General features: G+C 66.1%; 14 protein-coding genes. 9 read left to right on the top strand and 5 right to left on the bottom strand.

The features are described from left to right. Position 1 precedes the first annotated feature (1 nt). From K5H97_RS27715 to ggt, 4 genes are all read left to right on the top strand, one after another. Positions 2–1,600, top strand: a complete 1,599-nt coding sequence (locus K5H97_RS27715) for a GMC family oxidoreductase (protein WP_028689145.1) — start codon at positions 2–4, stop codon at positions 1,598–1,600. 111 nt (positions 1,601–1,711) lie between these two features. Beyond that, the gene (gene coaD, locus K5H97_RS27720) at positions 1,712–2,191 is read left to right on the top strand and encodes a pantetheine-phosphate adenylyltransferase (RefSeq protein ID WP_028689146.1); all 480 of its coding nucleotides are present in this window, start codon (positions 1,712–1,714) and stop codon (positions 2,189–2,191) included. Positions 2,192–2,300: 109 nt separating this feature from the next. Then, positions 2,301–2,552, top strand: coding sequence for a YfhL family 4Fe-4S dicluster ferredoxin (locus K5H97_RS27725; protein WP_011531711.1), 252 nt, complete (start codon positions 2,301–2,303; stop codon positions 2,550–2,552). Further along, entirely contained in the window at positions 2,552–4,234 is a 1,683-nt protein-coding gene (ggt, locus tag K5H97_RS27730) for a gamma-glutamyltransferase (RefSeq protein WP_028689147.1), read from the top strand. Before K5H97_RS27725 ends, ggt begins: the two co-directional genes overlap by 1 nt. 60 nt (positions 4,235–4,294) lie before the next feature. Here the strand turns inward: ggt and mutM are convergent, their stop codons facing one another. Both mutM and K5H97_RS27740 read right to left on the bottom strand, forming a co-directional pair. Next, positions 4,295–5,107, bottom strand: a complete 813-nt coding sequence (mutM, locus tag K5H97_RS27735; RefSeq protein ID WP_028689148.1) for a bifunctional DNA-formamidopyrimidine glycosylase/DNA-(apurinic or apyrimidinic site) lyase — start codon at positions 5,105–5,107, stop codon at positions 4,295–4,297. A 3-nt stretch (positions 5,108–5,110) separates the two neighbouring features. Continuing rightward, a complete protein-coding gene (locus K5H97_RS27740; RefSeq protein ID WP_172402408.1) occupies positions 5,111–5,929 on the bottom strand; it encodes an HDOD domain-containing protein in 819 nt (272 codons plus the stop codon). 231 nt (positions 5,930–6,160) lie between these two features. Between K5H97_RS27740 and K5H97_RS27745 the strand changes: the two genes are divergently transcribed. Further along, positions 6,161–7,357, top strand: a complete 1,197-nt coding sequence (locus tag K5H97_RS27745) for a class I SAM-dependent rRNA methyltransferase (RefSeq protein WP_028689150.1) — start codon at positions 6,161–6,163, stop codon at positions 7,355–7,357. Between the two features lie 70 nt (positions 7,358–7,427). Here K5H97_RS27745 and K5H97_RS27750 read toward each other — a convergent pair whose 3' ends face one another. Beyond that, positions 7,428–9,104 (bottom strand): DUF4153 domain-containing protein, encoded by a 1,677-nt coding sequence (locus K5H97_RS27750; protein WP_028689151.1) that lies wholly within the window; start codon positions 9,102–9,104, stop codon positions 7,428–7,430. 317 nt (positions 9,105–9,421) lie between these two features. Here K5H97_RS27750 and ilvD point away from each other — a divergent pair, with 317 nt between their 5' ends. Next, positions 9,422–11,263: a dihydroxy-acid dehydratase gene (ilvD, locus tag K5H97_RS27755; RefSeq protein WP_028689152.1), complete on the top strand. Its 1,842-nt coding sequence runs from the start codon at positions 9,422–9,424 to the stop codon at positions 11,261–11,263. A 76-nt stretch (positions 11,264–11,339) separates the two neighbouring features. On the opposite strand, the gene K5H97_RS27760 is transcribed toward ilvD, so the two are convergent. After that, positions 11,340–12,395: an HAD family hydrolase gene (locus K5H97_RS27760; RefSeq protein WP_197866524.1), complete on the bottom strand. Its 1,056-nt coding sequence runs from the start codon at positions 12,393–12,395 to the stop codon at positions 11,340–11,342. Between the two features lie 247 nt (positions 12,396–12,642). Between K5H97_RS27760 and K5H97_RS27765 the strand changes: the two genes are divergently transcribed. Continuing rightward, on the top strand, positions 12,643–14,034 hold the full coding sequence (locus K5H97_RS27765; RefSeq protein ID WP_028689154.1) for an L-cystine transporter: 1,392 nt from the start codon (positions 12,643–12,645) through the stop codon (positions 14,032–14,034). Positions 14,035–14,068: 34 nt separating this feature from the next. Here K5H97_RS27765 and K5H97_RS27770 read toward each other — a convergent pair whose 3' ends face one another. Continuing rightward, positions 14,069–14,587 carry a dihydrofolate reductase gene (locus tag K5H97_RS27770; RefSeq protein ID WP_028689155.1) on the bottom strand — a complete coding sequence of 173 codons (519 nt, stop codon included), beginning with the start codon at positions 14,585–14,587 and terminating at the stop codon, positions 14,069–14,071. A gap of 54 nt (positions 14,588–14,641) precedes the next feature. Between K5H97_RS27770 and K5H97_RS27775 the strand changes: the two genes are divergently transcribed. After that, a complete protein-coding gene (locus tag K5H97_RS27775) occupies positions 14,642–16,033 on the top strand; it encodes a DUF2868 domain-containing protein (RefSeq protein WP_036985800.1) in 1,392 nt (463 codons plus the stop codon). Next, positions 16,026–17,390, top strand: a complete 1,365-nt coding sequence (locus tag K5H97_RS27780; RefSeq protein WP_028689157.1) for a GTPase/DUF3482 domain-containing protein — start codon at positions 16,026–16,028, stop codon at positions 17,388–17,390. Before K5H97_RS27775 ends, K5H97_RS27780 begins: the two co-directional genes overlap by 8 nt. Positions 17,391–17,392 lie beyond the last annotated feature (2 nt).

Consider the following 17,392-nt stretch of genomic DNA (forward strand, 5'->3'; position numbering starts at 1 on the left):
AATGCCCGTGCCCGACCCGTTTCGCCAAGGCCTCGCTCGAGGCTGGATCACCCACGATGGCTCGCGCCTTGAGGAGGACCTGAGCCTGGAAGCCGACGTCGCCGTGATCGGCAGTGGCGCGGGCGGCGCCACAACCGCCGAACGGCTGAGCGCGGCCGGCCTGAAGGTACTGCTGATCGAGGAGGGCCCGCTGAAGACCAGCAGCGACTTCCACCTGCTGGAGCACGAAGCCTATGCCGATCTCTACCAGGAGGGCCTGGGCCGCCTGAGCAAGGACGGCGCCATTACCATCCTGCAGGGTCGGGCGGTGGGCGGCACCACCCTGGTCAACTGGACCTCGAGTTTTCGCACGCCGCCGCAGACCCTGGAGCACTGGGCCCGTGAACATGGGGTCAAGGGCCTGGACAGCGACAGCCTGAAACCCTGGTTCGAACGCATGGAGCAGCACCTGGGAATCAGCCCCTGGATGATGCCGCCCAATGCCAACAACGATGTGCTGCGTCGCGGCTGCGAGGCGCTCGGCCTGCGCTGGGCGGTGATACCGCGCAACGTGCGCGGTTGCTGGAACCTGGGTTACTGCGGCATGGGCTGCCCGGTCAACGCCAAGCAGTCGATGCTGGTCACCAGCATTCCGGCCACTCTCGAGCAAGGCGGCGAACTGCTCTACCTGGCCCGCGCCGAGCGCTTCAGCCACGATGGGCAACGTATCGACCACCTGCAATGCCAGGCCCTGGACGCCCAGGGGATCGAGCCCACGGGGCGCCAGGTGCGGGTGCGCGCCCGGCATTACGTACTGGCCGGGGGCGGCATCAATAGCCCAGCGCTGCTGCTGCGCTCCGAAGCGCCCGACCCCCACCAGCGCCTGGGCAAACGCACCTTCCTGCACCTGGTCAACTTCAGCGCCGCGCAGTTCGAGGCGAAGATCGACCCGTACTACGGCGCGCCGCAGTCGATCTACAGCGACCAGTTCCAATGGCAGGACGGCGTCGCCGGCCCGGTCGGCTACAAGCTCGAAGTCCCGCCGCTGCACCCGGCCCTGGCCAGCACCCTGCTCGGTGGCCATGGCCAGGACAATGCCCTGCGCATGGCCGAGCTGCCCCATACCCACGTGATGCTGGCGCTGCTGCGCGATGGTTTCCACCCGGACAGCCCCGGCGGCCAGGTGGAGTTGCGTGGCGATGGCTCGCCGGTGCTCGACTACCCAGTCACCGACTACCTTCACGACGGGCTGCGCCGGGCCTGGCACAGCATGGCACAGATCCAGTTCGCCGCCGGTGCCCGCCGGGTGCTGCCGGTGCATGGCGATGCCCGGTATGTCGATAACCCGGAACAGGCCAAGGCGTTGATCGACAGCCTGCCCCTGGAACTGTTTCGCATGCGCCTGGGCAGCGCCCACGTCATGGGCGGCTGCGCCCTGGGCGAGGATCCGCGCCAGGCGGTGTGCGACAGCCTGGGCCGGCATCACCAGCTGGAAAACCTGTCGGTCCACGACGGTTCGCTGTTCCCCACCAGCATAGGCGCCAACCCGCAGCTTTCGGTCTACGCCTTGACCGCCCTGCTTAGCGAAGCGCTGGCTGGCCGCCTGGCACCCAGCGCATGACAGCCAATAGCCATGCTGTCTATAGTGCCATCGACCGGCCACGCGACTTGGCCGGGCGCAGTCGCTGCGCTACCATCCGACTCCCCAACGCACTCCAGCCAGGATGACGCGATGAACCGAGTGTTGTACCCGGGTACTTTCGACCCCATTACCAAAGGCCATGGCGACTTGGTCGAGCGCGCCTCGCGCCTGTTCGACCATGTGATCATCGCCGTGGCGGCCAGCCCCAAGAAAAACCCCCTGTTCCCCTTGGAGCAACGGGTAGCGCTGGCCCGCGAGGTCACCAAGCACCTGCCCAATGTCGAAGTCATCGGCTTTTCCTCGCTGCTGGCGCATTTCGCCAAGGAGCAGAACGCCAACGTGTTCCTGCGCGGCCTGCGCGCGGTATCCGACTTCGAGTACGAGTTCCAACTGGCCAACATGAACCGCCAGCTGGCGCCGGACGTCGAGAGCCTGTTCCTTACGCCCTCCGAGCGCTATTCGTTCATTTCTTCGACATTGGTTCGGGAAATCGCCGCGTTGGGCGGTGATATCAGCAAGTTCGTCCACCCTGCCGTTGCCGACGCGCTGACCGAGCGCTTTCGCAAGTAAGCCGCGCGGTCACGATGTCGCGCCCGCGTGCACTGCGGGCGCGAATCCGGCACAATTGTGCCCATCGCTTTGAACCATGCCCGGGCCCAACGCCCCGGCCGGAGTCCCCATGTCCCTGATCATCACCGACGATTGCATCAACTGCGACGTCTGCGAACCCGAGTGCCCGAACGCCGCCATCTCGCAAGGCGAAGAGATCTATGTGATCGACCCGAACCTGTGCACCCAGTGTGTCGGCCACTATGACGAGCCCCAGTGCCAGCAAGTCTGTCCGGTGGACTGCATCCCCCTGGATGAAGCCCACCCGGAAACCGAAGACGAACTGATGGCCAAGTACCGCCGGATCACCGGCAAGGCCTGATGCCGTTCGTCGCCGCGCTTCGCCACGCAGCCCTCGGCGCCCTCCTGGCGCTGCTGGCCAATGGCGCCCTGGCCGCCAGGCCAGGCCAGGCGGCGATCGCCAGCCCGCACGGTGAAGCCACCGCGGCGGCAAGGCAGATCCTGCAGCAAGGCGGCAATGCCTTCGATGCCGCCGTGGCCATCGGCGCCACGCTGGCCGTTGTCGAACCCTACGGCTCCGGCCTTGGCGGCGGCGGGTTCTTCCTGCTGCGCGAGAGCGCTGACAGCCCACGCTATGCCTTCCTCGACGCCCGCGAGCGCGCCCCGGCCGCCGCCCGGGCCGACATGTACCTGAAGGATGGCAAGGTCCAACCAGGATTGTCGGTCAACGGCCCATTGGCCGCTGCCATCCCTGGCTTGCCCCAGGCACTGGCCGACCTGGCCGCGACCCACGGCAAGCTGCCGCTCAAGGACAGCCTGGCCCCGGCCATCCGCCTGGCCAACCAGGGCTTTGCCGTCGACCGCATTTACCGCGACCGCGCGACCATGCGTCTGAGCACCCTGCGCGACAATGCCGAAAGCGCCCGGTTGTTCCTCGCCGGCAACGACGTACCGGCACTCGGCACGGTGATTCGCCAACCGGAACTGGCCGCGACCCTGCAGGCCATGGCCGAGCACGGCCGCGACGGCTTCTACCGTGGCCCGACGGCCCACCGCCTGGTCGACGGCGTACGTCAGGCCGGCGGTGTCTGGACCCTCGATGACCTCGCCGGCTACCACACCGCCTGGCGCGAGCCGCTGCGCTATCCACTGGCCGACCAGCGCGAGCTGATCAGCAGTCCACCGCCCTCGGCCGGTGGCGTGGCCCTGGCCCAGAGCCTGGCCCTGCTCCAGCGCCTGCCCTGGCAGAGCGCCGAACCGGTGCAGCGCAGCCATTATGTTATCGAAGTGCTGCGCCGCGCCTACCGCGACCGTGGCCTGCTGGGCGACCCGGACTACGTGGCCAACCCCATCAACCGCCTGCTGGCGCGCCAGTACCTGACCGGCCTGGCCGACAGCATCGACGTGCGCCAGGCCACCCCCAGCAGCGCCCTGCCCCCTTCACCGGCCTGGCGCGAAGGCGACCACACCACCCACTTCACGGTGATCGACGCCGACGGCAATGCCGTGTCCGCCACGCTGTCGGTCAACCTGCCATTCGGCGCGGCGTTCAGCGTGCCCGGCACCGGCGTGGTGCTGAACAACGAGATGGACGACTTCGCCGCCGACCCCACCGGCAGCAACAGCTATGGGTTGGCCGGCAGCCAGGCCAACGCGGTGGCGGCGGGCAAGCGGCCCTTGTCGAGCATGAGCCCGACCTTCATCGAAAGCCCCAGCCAGTTCGCCAGCTTCGGCACGCCGGGCGGCAGCCGGATTCCGAGCATGGTGTTGCTGTCGGTGATGGGGTTCCTCGAAGGACGGCCGGTGGCCGAGTGGCCGGCGACGCCGCGCTATCACCATCAGTACCTGCCGGATGTGGTGGAGCATGAGCCGGGAACGTTCAGTTCTGGGCAGATGGCCCAGCTCGAGGAGCGTGGATATCGGCTGAAGGATGTCGGGCGCCAATACGGGAATCAGCAGGTGCTGTACTGGGACAAGGCTGGCGGGACCGTGGAGGCGGCCAGTGACCCCAGGGGTGTAGGGCAGGCGGCGATAGTCGACTGATCCGGCCCTGTCGCGGGGCAAGCCCGCTCCCACGAGAGCGAGCCAACGAGGCCTGCGGCATCAACGCTGGCATTTCGGGCAGAACACGCTCGCCCGCTGCCCCAGCTTCACTTCACGCAACTCGGTGCCACACACCTTGCACGGCTGACCACCGCGTCCATAGACGAACAGTTCCTGCTGGAAGTACCCCGGCTGCCCATCGCCTCCGATGAAGTCGCGCAAGGTGGTCCCGCCCTGCTCAATGGCCGCCGCCAGCACCCGCTTGATCTCGATAGCCAGCTTCAGGTAGCGCGCCCGGGAGATCCCGCCTGCCTCGCGGCGCGGGTCGATCCCGGCGGCGAACAGTGCTTCGGTGGCGTAGATGTTGCCCACGCCCACCACCACGGCGTTGTCCATGATGAACGGCTTGACCGCCATCGAGCGCCCCCGGGACAGCTGGAATAGCCGCTCGCCGTCGAACAGGTCGGTCAGCGGCTCCGGCCCCAGGCGAATCAGCAGTTCATGGTTGAGCGGATCGACGCTCCAGAGCATGGCCCCGAAACGGCGCGGGTCGGTATAGCGCAGCATCAGCCCTGACTCGAGCTCAATATCCACATGCTCGTGCTTGGCCGCCGGCAAGCCCAGTTCGACCAGGCGCAGGTTGCCCGACATACCCAGGTGGCTGATCAAGGTGCCGACCTCAGCGTTGATCAGCAGGTACTTGGCGCGGCGCTCGACGCTGACGATACGCTGCCCCGACAGGCGCACGTCGAGGTCTTCCGGGATCGGCCAGCGCAGGCGCCGGTCGCGCACCACCACGCGGCTGACCCGCTGCCCTTCCAGGTGGGGCGCGATGCCGCGCCGCGTCGTCTCGACCTCTGGCAGTTCCGGCATGACTCAGTGCCCGCCCATTTCGCGGATGTTCTGCTTGAGCTGCTCGAAGTCGTATTCGGTCAGGCCGATGTAATCCAGCACCAGCGGGCCAACCATGTTCCACTCGTGATCGACGCTCTGGTTGCCCAGCACGCGGTAGGAGGCGCAAATGTGCTCGGACATCTTCAGCACCGCCAGCAGGTTCTTCAGCTGGGTCTGGGTATTGCGCGAGGATTCGTCGCGGAACACCGCCAGGGCGTTGTGGTGGTTGGCGATGGCGGCGCTGATGTGCTCCGGCAGGCGCCAGGACTTGGCGGTGAAATAGCCGACCACCGAGTGGTTGGTGTTGAACACGCGGTTCTCGGTGTCCACCACGCGGACCTCGTCATTGGTCTTGGCGTAGGACTCCTCCAGCACTTCCATGTAGTTGGGGAAACGCTTGTGCATCAACGGCACGCCGCAGTCGTGGAACAGGCCCAGGGTGTAGGCCTCGTCCACCGCCTGGATGCCGGTGCGCTTGGCCAGGGTCAGGCAGGTCATGGCCACGTCCTGGGCGGTGTCCCAGAACGGGTTGAGGGTGACGATGGTCTCGTCGGTCATTTCACCCCTGATCGACTGGGCGTTGATCAGGTTGATGATCGAACGGCTGCCCAGCAGGTTCACGGCGCGCTGGATCGAACCGATCTTGTTCGCCAGGCCGAACTGCGCCGAGTTGACCAGTTTCAGCAAGGCGCCGGAAAGGCCCGGGTCCTGGCTGATCAGCTTGGCGATGGTCTCAAGGTCCGGGTCGGGCATGTACTGCTCGAACTGCAGGTCGACCATGATCTGCGGCTGCGGCGGGATGGTGATGCCCTGCAGGGCTTGCTGGATCTGTTCGGCGGTAAGTTCCTGGGACATTCGTGCATTCTCGCTGGGGACGGGGGATTCTAACCCTGTACGCCGGCAGGGTAACTATCAGTGGATCGTTGGATCCCAAAATTTCTTTAGCCATGGGCGCGGACCACTTGGTCGAACCCATCAGCGAACCTGAGGCCAACACGGTATACTCCCGCTCTTTTTTCCCGGAGCGACGTCATGTCCCTGCCCAGCCTTCGCCTCAAAGCCAATGCCGACCGCCGCCTGCGCGCCGGCCATCTGTGGGTTTACAGCAATGAAGTCGACGTCGCCGCGACCCCGCTGCAGGGCCTGAAGGCCGGCCAGCAGGCCATCCTCGAGGCCGCCAACGGCAAGCCCCTGGGCGTAGTGGCGATGAGCCCGAACAACCTGATCTGCGCCCGTCTGCTGTCGCGCGACGTCAAGCTGCCGCTGGACAAGTCGCTGCTGGTGCACCGCCTGAACGTCGCCCTGTCGCTGCGCGAGCGCCTGTTCGACAAGCCGTGCTACCGCCTGGTCTACGGCGATTCCGACCTGCTGCCGGGCCTGGTGGTCGACCGCTTCTTCGACATCCTCGTGGTACAGCTGGCCTCGGCCACCATGGAAGCGCACAAGGACGACGTCATCGCCGCCCTGGTCCAGGTGCTGAAGCCGAGCGGCATCCTGTTCAAGAACGACTCCGCCGCCCGTGACGCCGAAGGCCTCGGCCGCTATGTCGAGACCGTCTACGGCGAAGTGCCAGACTGGGTCGCGCTGGAAGAGAACGACGTGAAGTTCGAGGCTCCGGTACGCGAAGGCCAGAAGACCGGCTGGTTCTACGACCACCGCATGAACCGCGCCCGCCTGGCCCCCTATGTCAAGGGCAAGCGTGTGCTCGACCTGTTCAGCTATATCGGTGGCTGGGGCGTGCAGGCCGGTGCGTTCGGCGCCAGCGAAGTCTTCTGCGTGGATGCTTCCGGCTTTGCCCTCGATGGCGTTGAGCGTAACGCCGCGCTGAACGGCATCAGCGAAAAACTGACCTGCATCGAAGGTGACGTATTCGAGGCCCTGCGCGAGCTGAAGGCCGCCGAAGAGCGTTTCGACGTGATCATTGCCGACCCGCCCGCCTTCATCAAGCGCAAGAAGGACCTGAAGAACGGCGAGGCCGCCTACCGCCGCCTCAACGAACAGGCCATGCGCATGCTCACCAAGGACGGCATCCTGGTCAGCGCCTCGTGCTCGATGCACCTGCCCGAGGACGACCTGAACAACATCCTGCTGACCAGCGCCCGCCACCTGGACCGCAACCTGCAAATGCTCGAGCGCGGCGGCCAGGGCCCGGACCACCCGGTGCACCCGGCGATCGCCGAGACCCGTTACATCAAGAGCATCACCTGCAGGTTGCTGCCCAACAGCTAAGTGGTGCTTGTTCCGGGGCCGCTCTGCGGCCCCAGCTCCCTCAAACGCTCACCCCCATGCGCGCCAACCGCTACCGCCTGAAGTCCGGCACCAGTTCCTGGCCATCGATGCTGAGCGTCTTGTAACGCGGCGCCACCAGTTTCACCGCGCCCTCGCGAATGCCTTTGGCCAGGCCCTCGAGGTTTTCCATGCTGCCGCTCAGGCTGCCCACTTCACGCCACTCGCGCTCCTCCCAGGTGAACACGAACACACTCGATGCATAGGTGTGCCGGGGGATCATCAACACTTCATTGTGCCCATCACCATCCAGATCGACCGCCCACAAGTAGCATCCCTTGCCACCGCACTGGCTTTGAGCAAGCGTCGAATCGGCCAGTGACTCGCTGGTGGACTGCACCGGCCCCAGCCACTCGAACGTCGGACCCTGCGTTTCGACCACTTCCGGCCGACGCACCTGCGCCATCATCCCCAGCAATTGCTCGCGGCGGCCCGCATCGAACAGCTCATCCGTTTCCAGCCGCTTCTCCAGTTGCTCGAAGGCGGCACGCCCAGGCTGACCGAGGTCGCGGTACAAGGTCCCGGCATCGAACTCGGTAATCGGCGTGCGCCCACCGAGCAGGCGCTCGACCTGACTCTTCGCACTCAACACCTGCGGGTCGAGCAACGGTGTATAGAACAGCACTATCAGCACCGCGCTGAGCAGAGCGATCCACGGATTGCTCACGCGCAGACTGTTCAGCCATCCCTGGCGCGAAGCCACCACCGCCCAGACCGCCGCCAAGCCATGTACCAGCATCACGCCCACCAGCAACACCGCCATGATCCTTGAGGGTGTCAAACCGTACTGATCGATGCGTAGCCAACTTGCGTAGGCCGCCAGGCCCACCAGCACCGGCAGGCACACCAGGCTGGCCTCCACCAGGCGCTTGAGCGGCGCAGGGTAGACGCTGGGTTGTCGGCCGTCCTGGAACACCCCGTTGACCAGGAACAGGTTGATGCCTGCCAGTACCAGCAGGAGGCTGGTCGAGTAACCGGTGTCCCACACAGGCTGCAGGCCGGAAAGCGGCAACGTCAGGGTGAACAGCACGGCGATCAGCGCGCTGAGCGGCAACAGGAAGCGGCACAGCGTCAACAGGATGCCGCGCAGCAGGCCGATGATCTTTTCGTTCTCCCGCCCCATGCGCATCCCCAGGGAGAACACCACCGGCAGTACCAGCCAGAGAAACACCGCAGACTCCACCACATCCGTGACCTGCGGTATGCCGAGCATGCCGAACAGCAGCGCGCACAACCACAGCAACTGCCAGAACAGGCCAGTCAGCATTTGCGCCAGGAACAGGATGAACACGTTGTTCCAGGCATGCCGGAACAGGTCCTCATAGCGCGGCGCCACCCCTTCGCGGGTCGGCCAGGCAAGAATGAACGCGGTGCCTATGTAGCCCAGCACGACGGCGGCCAGGAACCAGGTCTGCTGCAGCCAGCCCATACGCTCGCTACCCAGGACCCCGGCACTGATCCCGCTGATCAGCAGGGTCAGGCCCAACACCAGCCAGCCGGTGCCACGCTGGCGCACCGCGCTGCCGAGCAGTTGCAGGTTCACGCCGGCCACGACCACCGCGGCGCACAGGGCTACCGACAGGTTGAAGCCAAGCAGCTCGCCTTGCCCCTTCACGGTGGTGAGCAGCACCAGGCCCTGGATCAGGCCGATGACGACGTAGAACAATAAGGAGCGACTTGGCGCTGGCATTGCAAATCCTTTTGGCCAGTGGAACAGGAAGCGCGCAAGTCTACCCAAACCCGCCCGGACCACGCCAAGGCCTTTACCTTGCGGGCTGGGGACAGCCAATTGTCACAACGCCATTCCCTAGCGGGCGTGGCGGTGTAGAATCGAGCCATTCATCGCCAGACATCCCCGGCGGGTTTATGAGCTCTGGTCGAGCCTGCGGCGATCCCGCGAGGTCTTCGGCCCCCATCCTTGCCAGCGGCAACCGGCCTTCGGCGTTTCAGGACAAGAGAAGCTCACTCCCTATTTACGTGACGTGATTTAGCCGCCAGGAGCGCTCCATGCCTGATTATCGTTCCAAGACTTCCACCCAAGGCCGCAACATGGCCGGTGCCCGTGCCCTGTGGCGCGCCACCGGGATGAAGGACGAAGACTTCAAGAAACCGATCATCGCCATCGCCAACTCGTTCACCCAGTTCGTCCCGGGTCATGTGCACCTGAAGGACCTGGGCCAACTGGTCGCCCGCGAGATCGAACGCGCCGGTGGCGTGGCGAAAGAGTTCAACACCATCGCCGTGGACGACGGCATCGCCATGGGCCATGACGGCATGCTCTACTCGCTGCCCAGCCGCGAGATCATCGCCGACGCGGTCGAGTACATGGTCAACGCCCACTGCGCCGACGCCATCGTCTGCATCTCCAACTGCGACAAGATCACCCCCGGCATGCTGATGGCCGCCCTGCGCCTGAACATCCCGGTGATCTTCGTCTCCGGCGGTCCGATGGAAGCCGGCAAGACCAAGCTGGCCAGCCACGGCCTGGACCTGGTCGACGCCATGGTGATCGCCGCCGACTCCACCGCCAGCGACGAGAAAGTCGCCGAGTACGAGCGTAGCGCCTGCCCGACCTGTGGTTCATGCTCCGGCATGTTCACCGCCAACTCGATGAACTGCCTGACCGAGGCCCTGGGTCTGGCCTTGCCGGGCAACGGTTCGACCCTGGCCACCCACTCGGACCGCGAGCAGCTGTTCCTCACCGCCGGCCGCACCATCGTCGAGCTGTGCAAACGCTACTACGGCGAGAACGATGCGTCGGTACTGCCGCGCAGCATCGCCAACTTCAAGGCGTTCGAGAACGCCATGATGCTCGACATCGCCATGGGCGGCTCGACCAACACCATCCTGCACCTGCTGGCCGCAGCGCAGGAGGCCGAGGTGGACTTCGACCTGCGCGACATCGATCGTCTGTCGCGCAAGGTACCGCAGCTGTGCAAGGTGGCGCCGAACATCCAGAAGTACCACATGGAAGACGTGCACCGCGCCGGCGGCATTTTCAGCATCCTCGGCTCGCTGGCCCGTGGCGGCCTGCTGCACACCGACCTGCCGACCGTGCACAGCCCAAGCATGGAAGAGGCCATCGCCAAGTGGGACATTACCCAGACCGATGACGAAGCTGTGCACACCTTCTTCAAGGCAGGCCCGGCCGGTATCCCGACGCAAACCGCGTTCAGCCAGTCGACCCGCTGGGAAACCCTGGACGACGACCGCGAAAACGGCTGCATTCGCAGCATCGAGCACGCCTACTCGCAAGAGGGCGGCCTGGCCGTGCTGTATGGCAACATCGCCCTGGACGGCTGTGTGGTGAAGACCGCCGGTGTCGATGAGTCGATCCACGTGTTCGAAGGCACCGCGAAGATCTTCGAGAGCCAGGACAGCGCGGTACGCGGCATCCTCGCCGACGAAGTGAAGGCTGGCGACATCGTCATCATCCGCTACGAAGGCCCGAAAGGCGGCCCGGGCATGCAGGAGATGCTCTACCCGACCTCGTACCTGAAGTCCAAGGGCCTGGGCAAGGCGTGCGCGCTGCTCACCGATGGCCGCTTCTCCGGCGGGACCTCGGGCCTGTCCATCGGCCACGCCTCGCCGGAAGCGGCAGCGGGCGGCGCCATCGGCCTGGTGCGTGATGGCGACAAGGTGCTGATCGACATCCCGAACCGTTCGATCAACCTGCTGGTCAGCGATGAAGAACTGGCCGAGCGTCGTATCGAGCAGGACAAGAAAGGCTGGAAGCCGGCCGAAGTGCGCCCACGCAAGGTGACCACCGCACTGAAGGCCTACGCCCTGCTGGCGACCAGCGCCGACAAGGGCGCTGTGCGCAACAAGGCGATGCTCGACGGGCTGTGAGGCTCTGAAGGTAAAAAAACCGGCGCCCTGAGCGCCGGTTTTTTATTCCGCCGAGCCCCTGCGGGAGCGGCGTCGGCTACTGGATCTGCTCCGGCGTCACGATCACCCAGTTCTTGTCCGCCGTCACCGGCAGCCCTTCCCTGGCCTGGGCCGCCGCGTTCTTGGCGATCATGCCGTTCAACTGATCCATGTACTTGGCCTTGCGGTTTATCCACAGGTGGATACCGCCCTTGCCCACATCCACACCGTGGAACTGCATGTAGCCATCGCTGGTTGGGGTGTCGCCGCCCACCAGCACCGGTTTCTTCCACTCATCGATGTAGGTGAGGATGGCCGCTTGCTTGCCGGCCATCCAGGTGGCCGGGGTCCACAGGTAAGGCGTCAGCTCCAGGCCTTCATTGGCCTTGGGATCGTAGTGCCCGGCGGTAATTTGCTTGCGCGCCGTGGTCAGCTGGCCACTGGCGCGGTCCTTGAGCAGCAGGCTTACGCCGATCACGTTCTGCGGTTTGACGTTGTAGCCGTACTTGGGATCGGAGGCGACCATGCGCACCAGCTCTTCGGAGGCCGCGGAAATGACATAAACCTCGATGCCGTTCTCCATCAGCTTGTTGTACAGCTCGGCCTGGCCGGTGAATACCTTGGGCGGCTGCACCTCGATGGTCTTGACCTGATCCCCCTCGAAATAGGTACTGGGGATCGGCTTGCCCGAGGCCATCAGCTCATCGACCTGCTGCTTCAGCTCCTTGAGGGTGAAGCCCGAGAACACTTGGGCTACCCAGGGGTAGCAGACCATGTCGTCGAGCTCGCACAGGCGATAGTAGTAGCTGAACAGGCTCTCCTTGTGCTCGGCGGTGTCCTTGAACGGGATCAGCTTGAGCGAGGGGTCGAGCTTGTCGCGGGTCAGCAGGCCCTTGTTTTCCATGAACGGCAACAGCGCTTCCTCAAGGTCGAAGCGGTAGCTGGTGTTGTCCATGTCGAACACCGCGTAGTTACCCTTGTTGGCGTTGGCGGCAATCATCGCGTCGAGCTTCTGCGCGGCCTCGGCCGGCCAGTGCTTGAGCTCGGTGGCTGCCCAGCTGCTGGCGCTCAGCAACAGGGCCAGGCTGCCGGCAAGGATTCTCGGAGCAGACATCATGTGCGGTTCTCCCAAAGACGTGGCCGCTCAACCCTAGTCCCGAACTGTGACAAACAGCCACGCGTGAGCGACCCCGAGACAACTGCAAACGTCATGTTCATTGCCAAAAGCGACCAGCCGTTATTCCATAAGCGACTATGCAAATTACCTTTAGGTATAAATTCGTTTGTTTTCAGGCTGTTAGCATTTCCGTTCGTAATCGCTCACAGAGGCGATGCCTCTTCCGCCTTTTCCTGGAGCTTCAATGAACCTGCCGCTGTCACTTAACCTGCTGGCGTTCCTGGCCCTGCTGCTGGGCCTGGCGCAAACCCGCCGCACCGACTGGAGCCTGGCCAAGAAAGTGCTGTTGGGCCTGGTGCTGGGCGTGGTGTTCGGCCTGGTCCTGCACACGATCTACGGCGCCGGCCACCCGGTGCTCAAGGCCACCCTCGGTTGGCTCGACCTGGTCGGCAACGGCTATGTCGGCTTGCTGCAAATGATCGTCATGCCGCTGATCTTCGCCTCCATCCTCAGCGCCGTCGCGCGCTTGCACAACGCCTCGAGCCTGGGCCGGATCAGCGTGCTGAGCATCGGCACCCTGCTGCTGACCACCGCCATCGCGGCGCTGATCGGCATTGCCCTGACCAACCTGTTCGGCCTGACCGCCGAGGGGCTGGTGGCCGGCGCCCAGGAAAGCGCCCGCCTGCAGGCCATCCACAACGACTACGCGGGCAAGGTCGCCGACCTCAACATCCCGCAACTGCTGCTCTCTTTCATCCCGACCAACCCGGTGGGCGACCTGGCCCGGGCCAAGCCAACCTCGATCATCAGCGTGGTGATCTTCGCCGTGTTCCTGGGCCTGGCCGCGCTGCAGCTGATCAAGGACGACAAGGACAAGGGCGAGCGCGCCCTGTCTGCCATCGACGTGCTGCAGGCCTGGGTGATGCGCCTGGTACGCCTGGTGATGAAACTCACCCCCTATGGCGTGCTGGCCTTGATGACCAAGGTGGTGGCCAGCTCCAACCTCGAGGACATCCTCAAGCTGGGCAGCTTCGTGGTGGTGTCATACATCGGCCTGGGCCTGATGTTCGTGGTCCATGGGGTGATCCTGGCGCTGACCGGCGTCAGTCCGCTGCGCTTCCTGCGCAAGGTGTGGCCGGTGCTGACCTTCGCCTTCACCAGCCGCTCCAGCGCCGCCAGCATTCCGCTGAACATCGAGGCGCAGACGCAGCGCCTGGGCGTGCCACAGTCGATCGCCAGTTTCAGCGCCTCGTTCGGTGCGACCATCGGCCAGAACGGCTGCGCTGGGCTCTACCCTGCCATGCTCGCAGTGATGGTGGCTCCGGCGGTGGGCATCGACACCTTTGACCCGCTGTGGATCGCCACCCTGGTGGCCATCGTCACCCTGAGCTCGGCCGGTGTGGCCGGCGTGGGTGGCGGCGCAACCTTCGCCGCGCTGATCGTGCTGCCGGCCATGGGCTTGCCGGTGGAACTGGTAGCCTTGCTGATCTCGGTGGAGCCGCTGATCGACATGGGGCGTACGGCGTTGAACGTGAATGGTTCGATGACCGCGGGGGTGGTTACCAGCCAGTTGCTCAAGCAGACTGATCAGCAGGTGCTGAGCGGGGATGAGCATGCTGAGTTGAGTCATTCCTGATAGATCGCTGGGGCTGCTGCGCAGCCCCAGGTTTTCAGACCTTGTCCCAGACTTCGAAGTGATAAACCGGCCCGTGTCCTTCGGCAGGTTGCGGCTCACTCGCGCTCAGTTGCCACTGTCCGCGATCGAACTCTGGGAACCAGGCATCACCCTTGGGAGACAGCTCCACTCGGGTCAGGTACATCCGGCTCACCAGCCCTTTGTCCAGCGCCTGCCCATACAGCTGCGCGCCACCGATCAGCATCAGCTCGCCGACGCCCTGCTCCCGCGCCCACTGCTCGGCGCGCACCAGTGCCTCTTCCAGCGAAGCGAACACCTCGGCCCCAGCCAGTTGCAGGCCCGGCTGACGGCTGACGACGATATTCAACCGCCCCGGCAGTGGCCGCCCCAGTGAATCCCAGGTCTTGCGCCCCATGATGATCGGCTTGCCCAGGGTGGTGGCCTTGAAGTACTTGAAATCCCCCGGCAGGTGCCAGGGCATGGAGTTGTCGATGCCGATCACACGGTTCTCGGCGAGCGCCGCGATCAGGCTGAGGGGGAGTGATGTGTTCATGCCGGCGAGGATAGCACCGGGCACGTGGGTTATGCTTGCGCACTGACCTGTGCAATGGAAGAGCTTGTGACGGCACCGACTCCACTCGACAAGCGCTGGCTAACCGAAGCGATACGCCTGCGCGAGGAACACGCCGGTCCCCTGGAGGACCAGGAAGCCAACCGTCGCGCCCGCCAGCAAGGCGGCGACCTCGCTACGCGCATCGAGGCCCGCGCCTTGTGGCTGGCCGAGCGCGACGGCATGGACACGGCACTGCGCCACTGGAAGCAGGGCGCGCGCCTGGCACTGCTGGCGCTGATGCTCCTGGCCGTGCTCAGCGGCGCCGGCCTGGGGCTGGCGGCCCTGGGCGACGGCCAGCGGCCGGTGAATGTGTTCTGGGCCCTGGGCAGCCTGCTCGGGCTCAACCTTCTGCTACTGCTCGGCTGGGCCGTGGGCTTCTTTTTTGCCGGCGAGCAGGGCGCGACGCTGGGCCGCCTCTGGCTGTGGCTGAGCGAGCGCCTGGCCCGCGACGCCAAGGCCGCGCAGCTGGCCCCGGCGTTGCTGGTGCTGCTGCAGCGCCAGCGCCTGAACCGCTGGTTGCTCGGCCTGCTGGTGCATGGCCTGTGGCTGCTGGCGATGCTCGCCGCGCTGGGCATGCTCCTGGCCCTGCTGGCGACCCGGCGCTACGGGTTCGTCTGGGAAACCACGCTGCTCGCCGCGCAACCTTTCATCACCCTGACCCAGGCCCTTGGCGCCCTGCCCTCGCTGCTCGGCTTCGCCGTGCCGGACGAAACCATGATCCGCGCCAGCGGCGCCACCCTGCCCGCGCTCGACCTGGCGCGCCAGGCCTGGGCCAGCTGGCTGCTCGGCATGGTGCTGGTCTACGGCCTGCTGCCGCGCCTGGCGCTGGCCGCATTGTGCCTGTGGCGCTGGCGCCAGGGTCGCGAGCGCCTGACGCTGGACCTCGACCTGCCCGGCTACGCCCAGCTGCGCGAAGCGCTGATGCCGCGCAGCGAACGCATTGGCGTGCAGGACCCTGCCCCCGACACCCTGCCGCGCTTCGAAGCCGGCCAGCTGGAGAGCGGCAGCAGCGGCGCCTTGCTGGTCGGCCTGGAGCTGGACGACCAGCGCCCCTGGCCACCCGCCCTGCCCAAGTCGATCACCCACGCCGGCGTGCTCGACAGCCGGGAGTCGCGCAACAAGCTGCTCGAACAACTGAGCCGCTTCCCCCCGGCACGCCTGGCCATCGCCTGCGACCCACGCCGCTCGCCGGACCGCGGCAGCCTGGCGTTGCTCGCCGAGCTGGCGCGCAATGCCGGCGCCACCCGTATCTGGCTGCTGCAGGCACAACCGGGCCAGGTCCTGGACGCGGCACGCCTGGGCGATTGGCACGAGGCCCTCGACCGGCTGGGCCTGGCCCACGCCGACACTTCGCCCGTGACCTGGCTGGAGCATGGCCATGACTGAGCCGCTGAAACTGGCCGTGGTCGGCCACACCAACGTCGGCAAGACCTCGCTGCTGCGCACCCTGACCCGCGACGTCGGCTTCGGCGAGGTCTCCCACCGCCCCAGCACCACCCGCCATGTGGAAGGCGCGCGCCTGTCGGTGGACGGCGAGCCGCTGCTGGAGCTGTACGACACCCCAGGCCTGGAAGACGCCATCGCCCTGCTCGACTACCTGGAGCGCCTCGAACGTCCGGGCGAACGCCTGGACGGCCCCGCCCGCCTGGAGCGTTTCCTCCAGGGCAGCGAGGCGCGCCAGCGCTTCGAACAGGAAGCCAAGGTGCTGCGCCAGCTGCTGGCGAGCAACGCCGGCCTCTATGTGATCGACGCCCGCGAACCGGTGCTGGCCAAGTACCGCGACGAACTGGAAGTACTGGCCGGTTGTGGCAAGCCGCTGCTGCCGGTGCTCAACTTCGTCGCCAGCAGCCAGCACCGCGAGCCGGAATGGCGTGAGGCCCTGGCGCGCCTGGGCCTGCATGCGCTGGTGCGCTTCGACAGCGTGGCCCCACCCGAGGACGGCGAGCGCCGCCTCTACGAAAGCCTGGCACTGCTGCTGGAAGATGCCCGCCCGGCGCTGCAACGGCTGATCGACGACCAGCAGGCCCAGCGCCAGGCCCGCCAGCACAGCGGCAAACGCCTGATCGCCGAGCTGCTGCTCGATTGCGCCGCCTGCCGACGCAGCGTCGAGGCAGAGCCTGCCGCCGAGGCACGGGCCATCGAAGCCCTGCGCCAGGATGTACGCCAGCGCGAGCAACGCTGTGTCGAGTCGCTGCTCAAGCTCTATGCGTTCCGCCGCGAGGACGCCAATGCCGGTGACATGCCACTGCTCGACGGCCGCTGGGGCGACGACCTGTTCAACCCGGAAACCCTGAAGCTACTCGGTGTGCGCCTGGGCAGCGGCGTGGCGGCCGGTGCCGCGGCGGGCGCGGGCGTGGACCTGCTGGTGGGCGGCCTGACCCTGGGCGCCGCCGCGCTCGCGGGCGCCATCGCCGGCGGCGCCTTGCAGACCGCGCGCAACTACGGTTCGCGCCTGATGGGCAAGCTCAAGGGCCAGCGCGAATTGACGGTGGATGACGCCGTGCTGCGCCTGCTGGCGTTGCGTCAGCAGCAGTTGGTCACGGCCCTGGAAGGGCGAGGGCACGCGGCGCAGGACAGCATTCGCCTGGCCCCTGCCGACGACAAGGGCTGGCGCGAGGGCAAGCTGCCCGAGGCACTGCGCAGGGCACGGGCGCATCCGCAGTGGTCCACGCTCAATAGCGGGGCGCGGGTCAGCCAGGCCGAGCGGCAGGAGCAGGTGGAAGCCCTGGTGGCAGAGCTGTAGCG

This window comes from Pseudomonas mosselii, assembly GCF_019823065.1.
GTDB classification, from domain to species: Bacteria; Pseudomonadota; Gammaproteobacteria; order Pseudomonadales; family Pseudomonadaceae; genus Aquipseudomonas; species Aquipseudomonas mosselii.

Coding starts and splice junctions, on each gene's coding strand:
- K5H97_RS27715 (WP_028689145.1), top strand. CDS start 2: ATGCCCGTGCCCGACCCGTTTCGCCAAGGCCTCGCTCGAGGCTGGATC.
- coaD (WP_028689146.1), top strand. CDS start 1,712: ATGAACCGAGTGTTGTACCCGGGTACTTTCGACCCCATTACCAAAGGC.
- K5H97_RS27725 (WP_011531711.1), top strand. CDS start 2,301: ATGTCCCTGATCATCACCGACGATTGCATCAACTGCGACGTCTGCGAA.
- ggt (WP_028689147.1), top strand. CDS start 2,552: ATGCCGTTCGTCGCCGCGCTTCGCCACGCAGCCCTCGGCGCCCTCCTG.
- mutM (WP_028689148.1), bottom strand. CDS start 5,107: ATGCCGGAACTGCCAGAGGTCGAGACGACGCGGCGCGGCATCGCGCCC.
- K5H97_RS27745 (WP_028689150.1), top strand. CDS start 6,161: ATGTCCCTGCCCAGCCTTCGCCTCAAAGCCAATGCCGACCGCCGCCTG.
- K5H97_RS27750 (WP_028689151.1), bottom strand. CDS start 9,104: ATGCCAGCGCCAAGTCGCTCCTTATTGTTCTACGTCGTCATCGGCCTG.
- ilvD (WP_028689152.1), top strand. CDS start 9,422: ATGCCTGATTATCGTTCCAAGACTTCCACCCAAGGCCGCAACATGGCC.
- K5H97_RS27760 (WP_197866524.1), bottom strand. CDS start 12,395: ATGTCTGCTCCGAGAATCCTTGCCGGCAGCCTGGCCCTGTTGCTGAGC.
- K5H97_RS27765 (WP_028689154.1), top strand. CDS start 12,643: ATGAACCTGCCGCTGTCACTTAACCTGCTGGCGTTCCTGGCCCTGCTG.
- K5H97_RS27770 (WP_028689155.1), bottom strand. CDS start 14,587: ATGAACACATCACTCCCCCTCAGCCTGATCGCGGCGCTCGCCGAGAAC.
- K5H97_RS27775 (WP_036985800.1), top strand. CDS start 14,642: ATGGAAGAGCTTGTGACGGCACCGACTCCACTCGACAAGCGCTGGCTA.
- K5H97_RS27780 (WP_028689157.1), top strand. CDS start 16,026: ATGACTGAGCCGCTGAAACTGGCCGTGGTCGGCCACACCAACGTCGGC.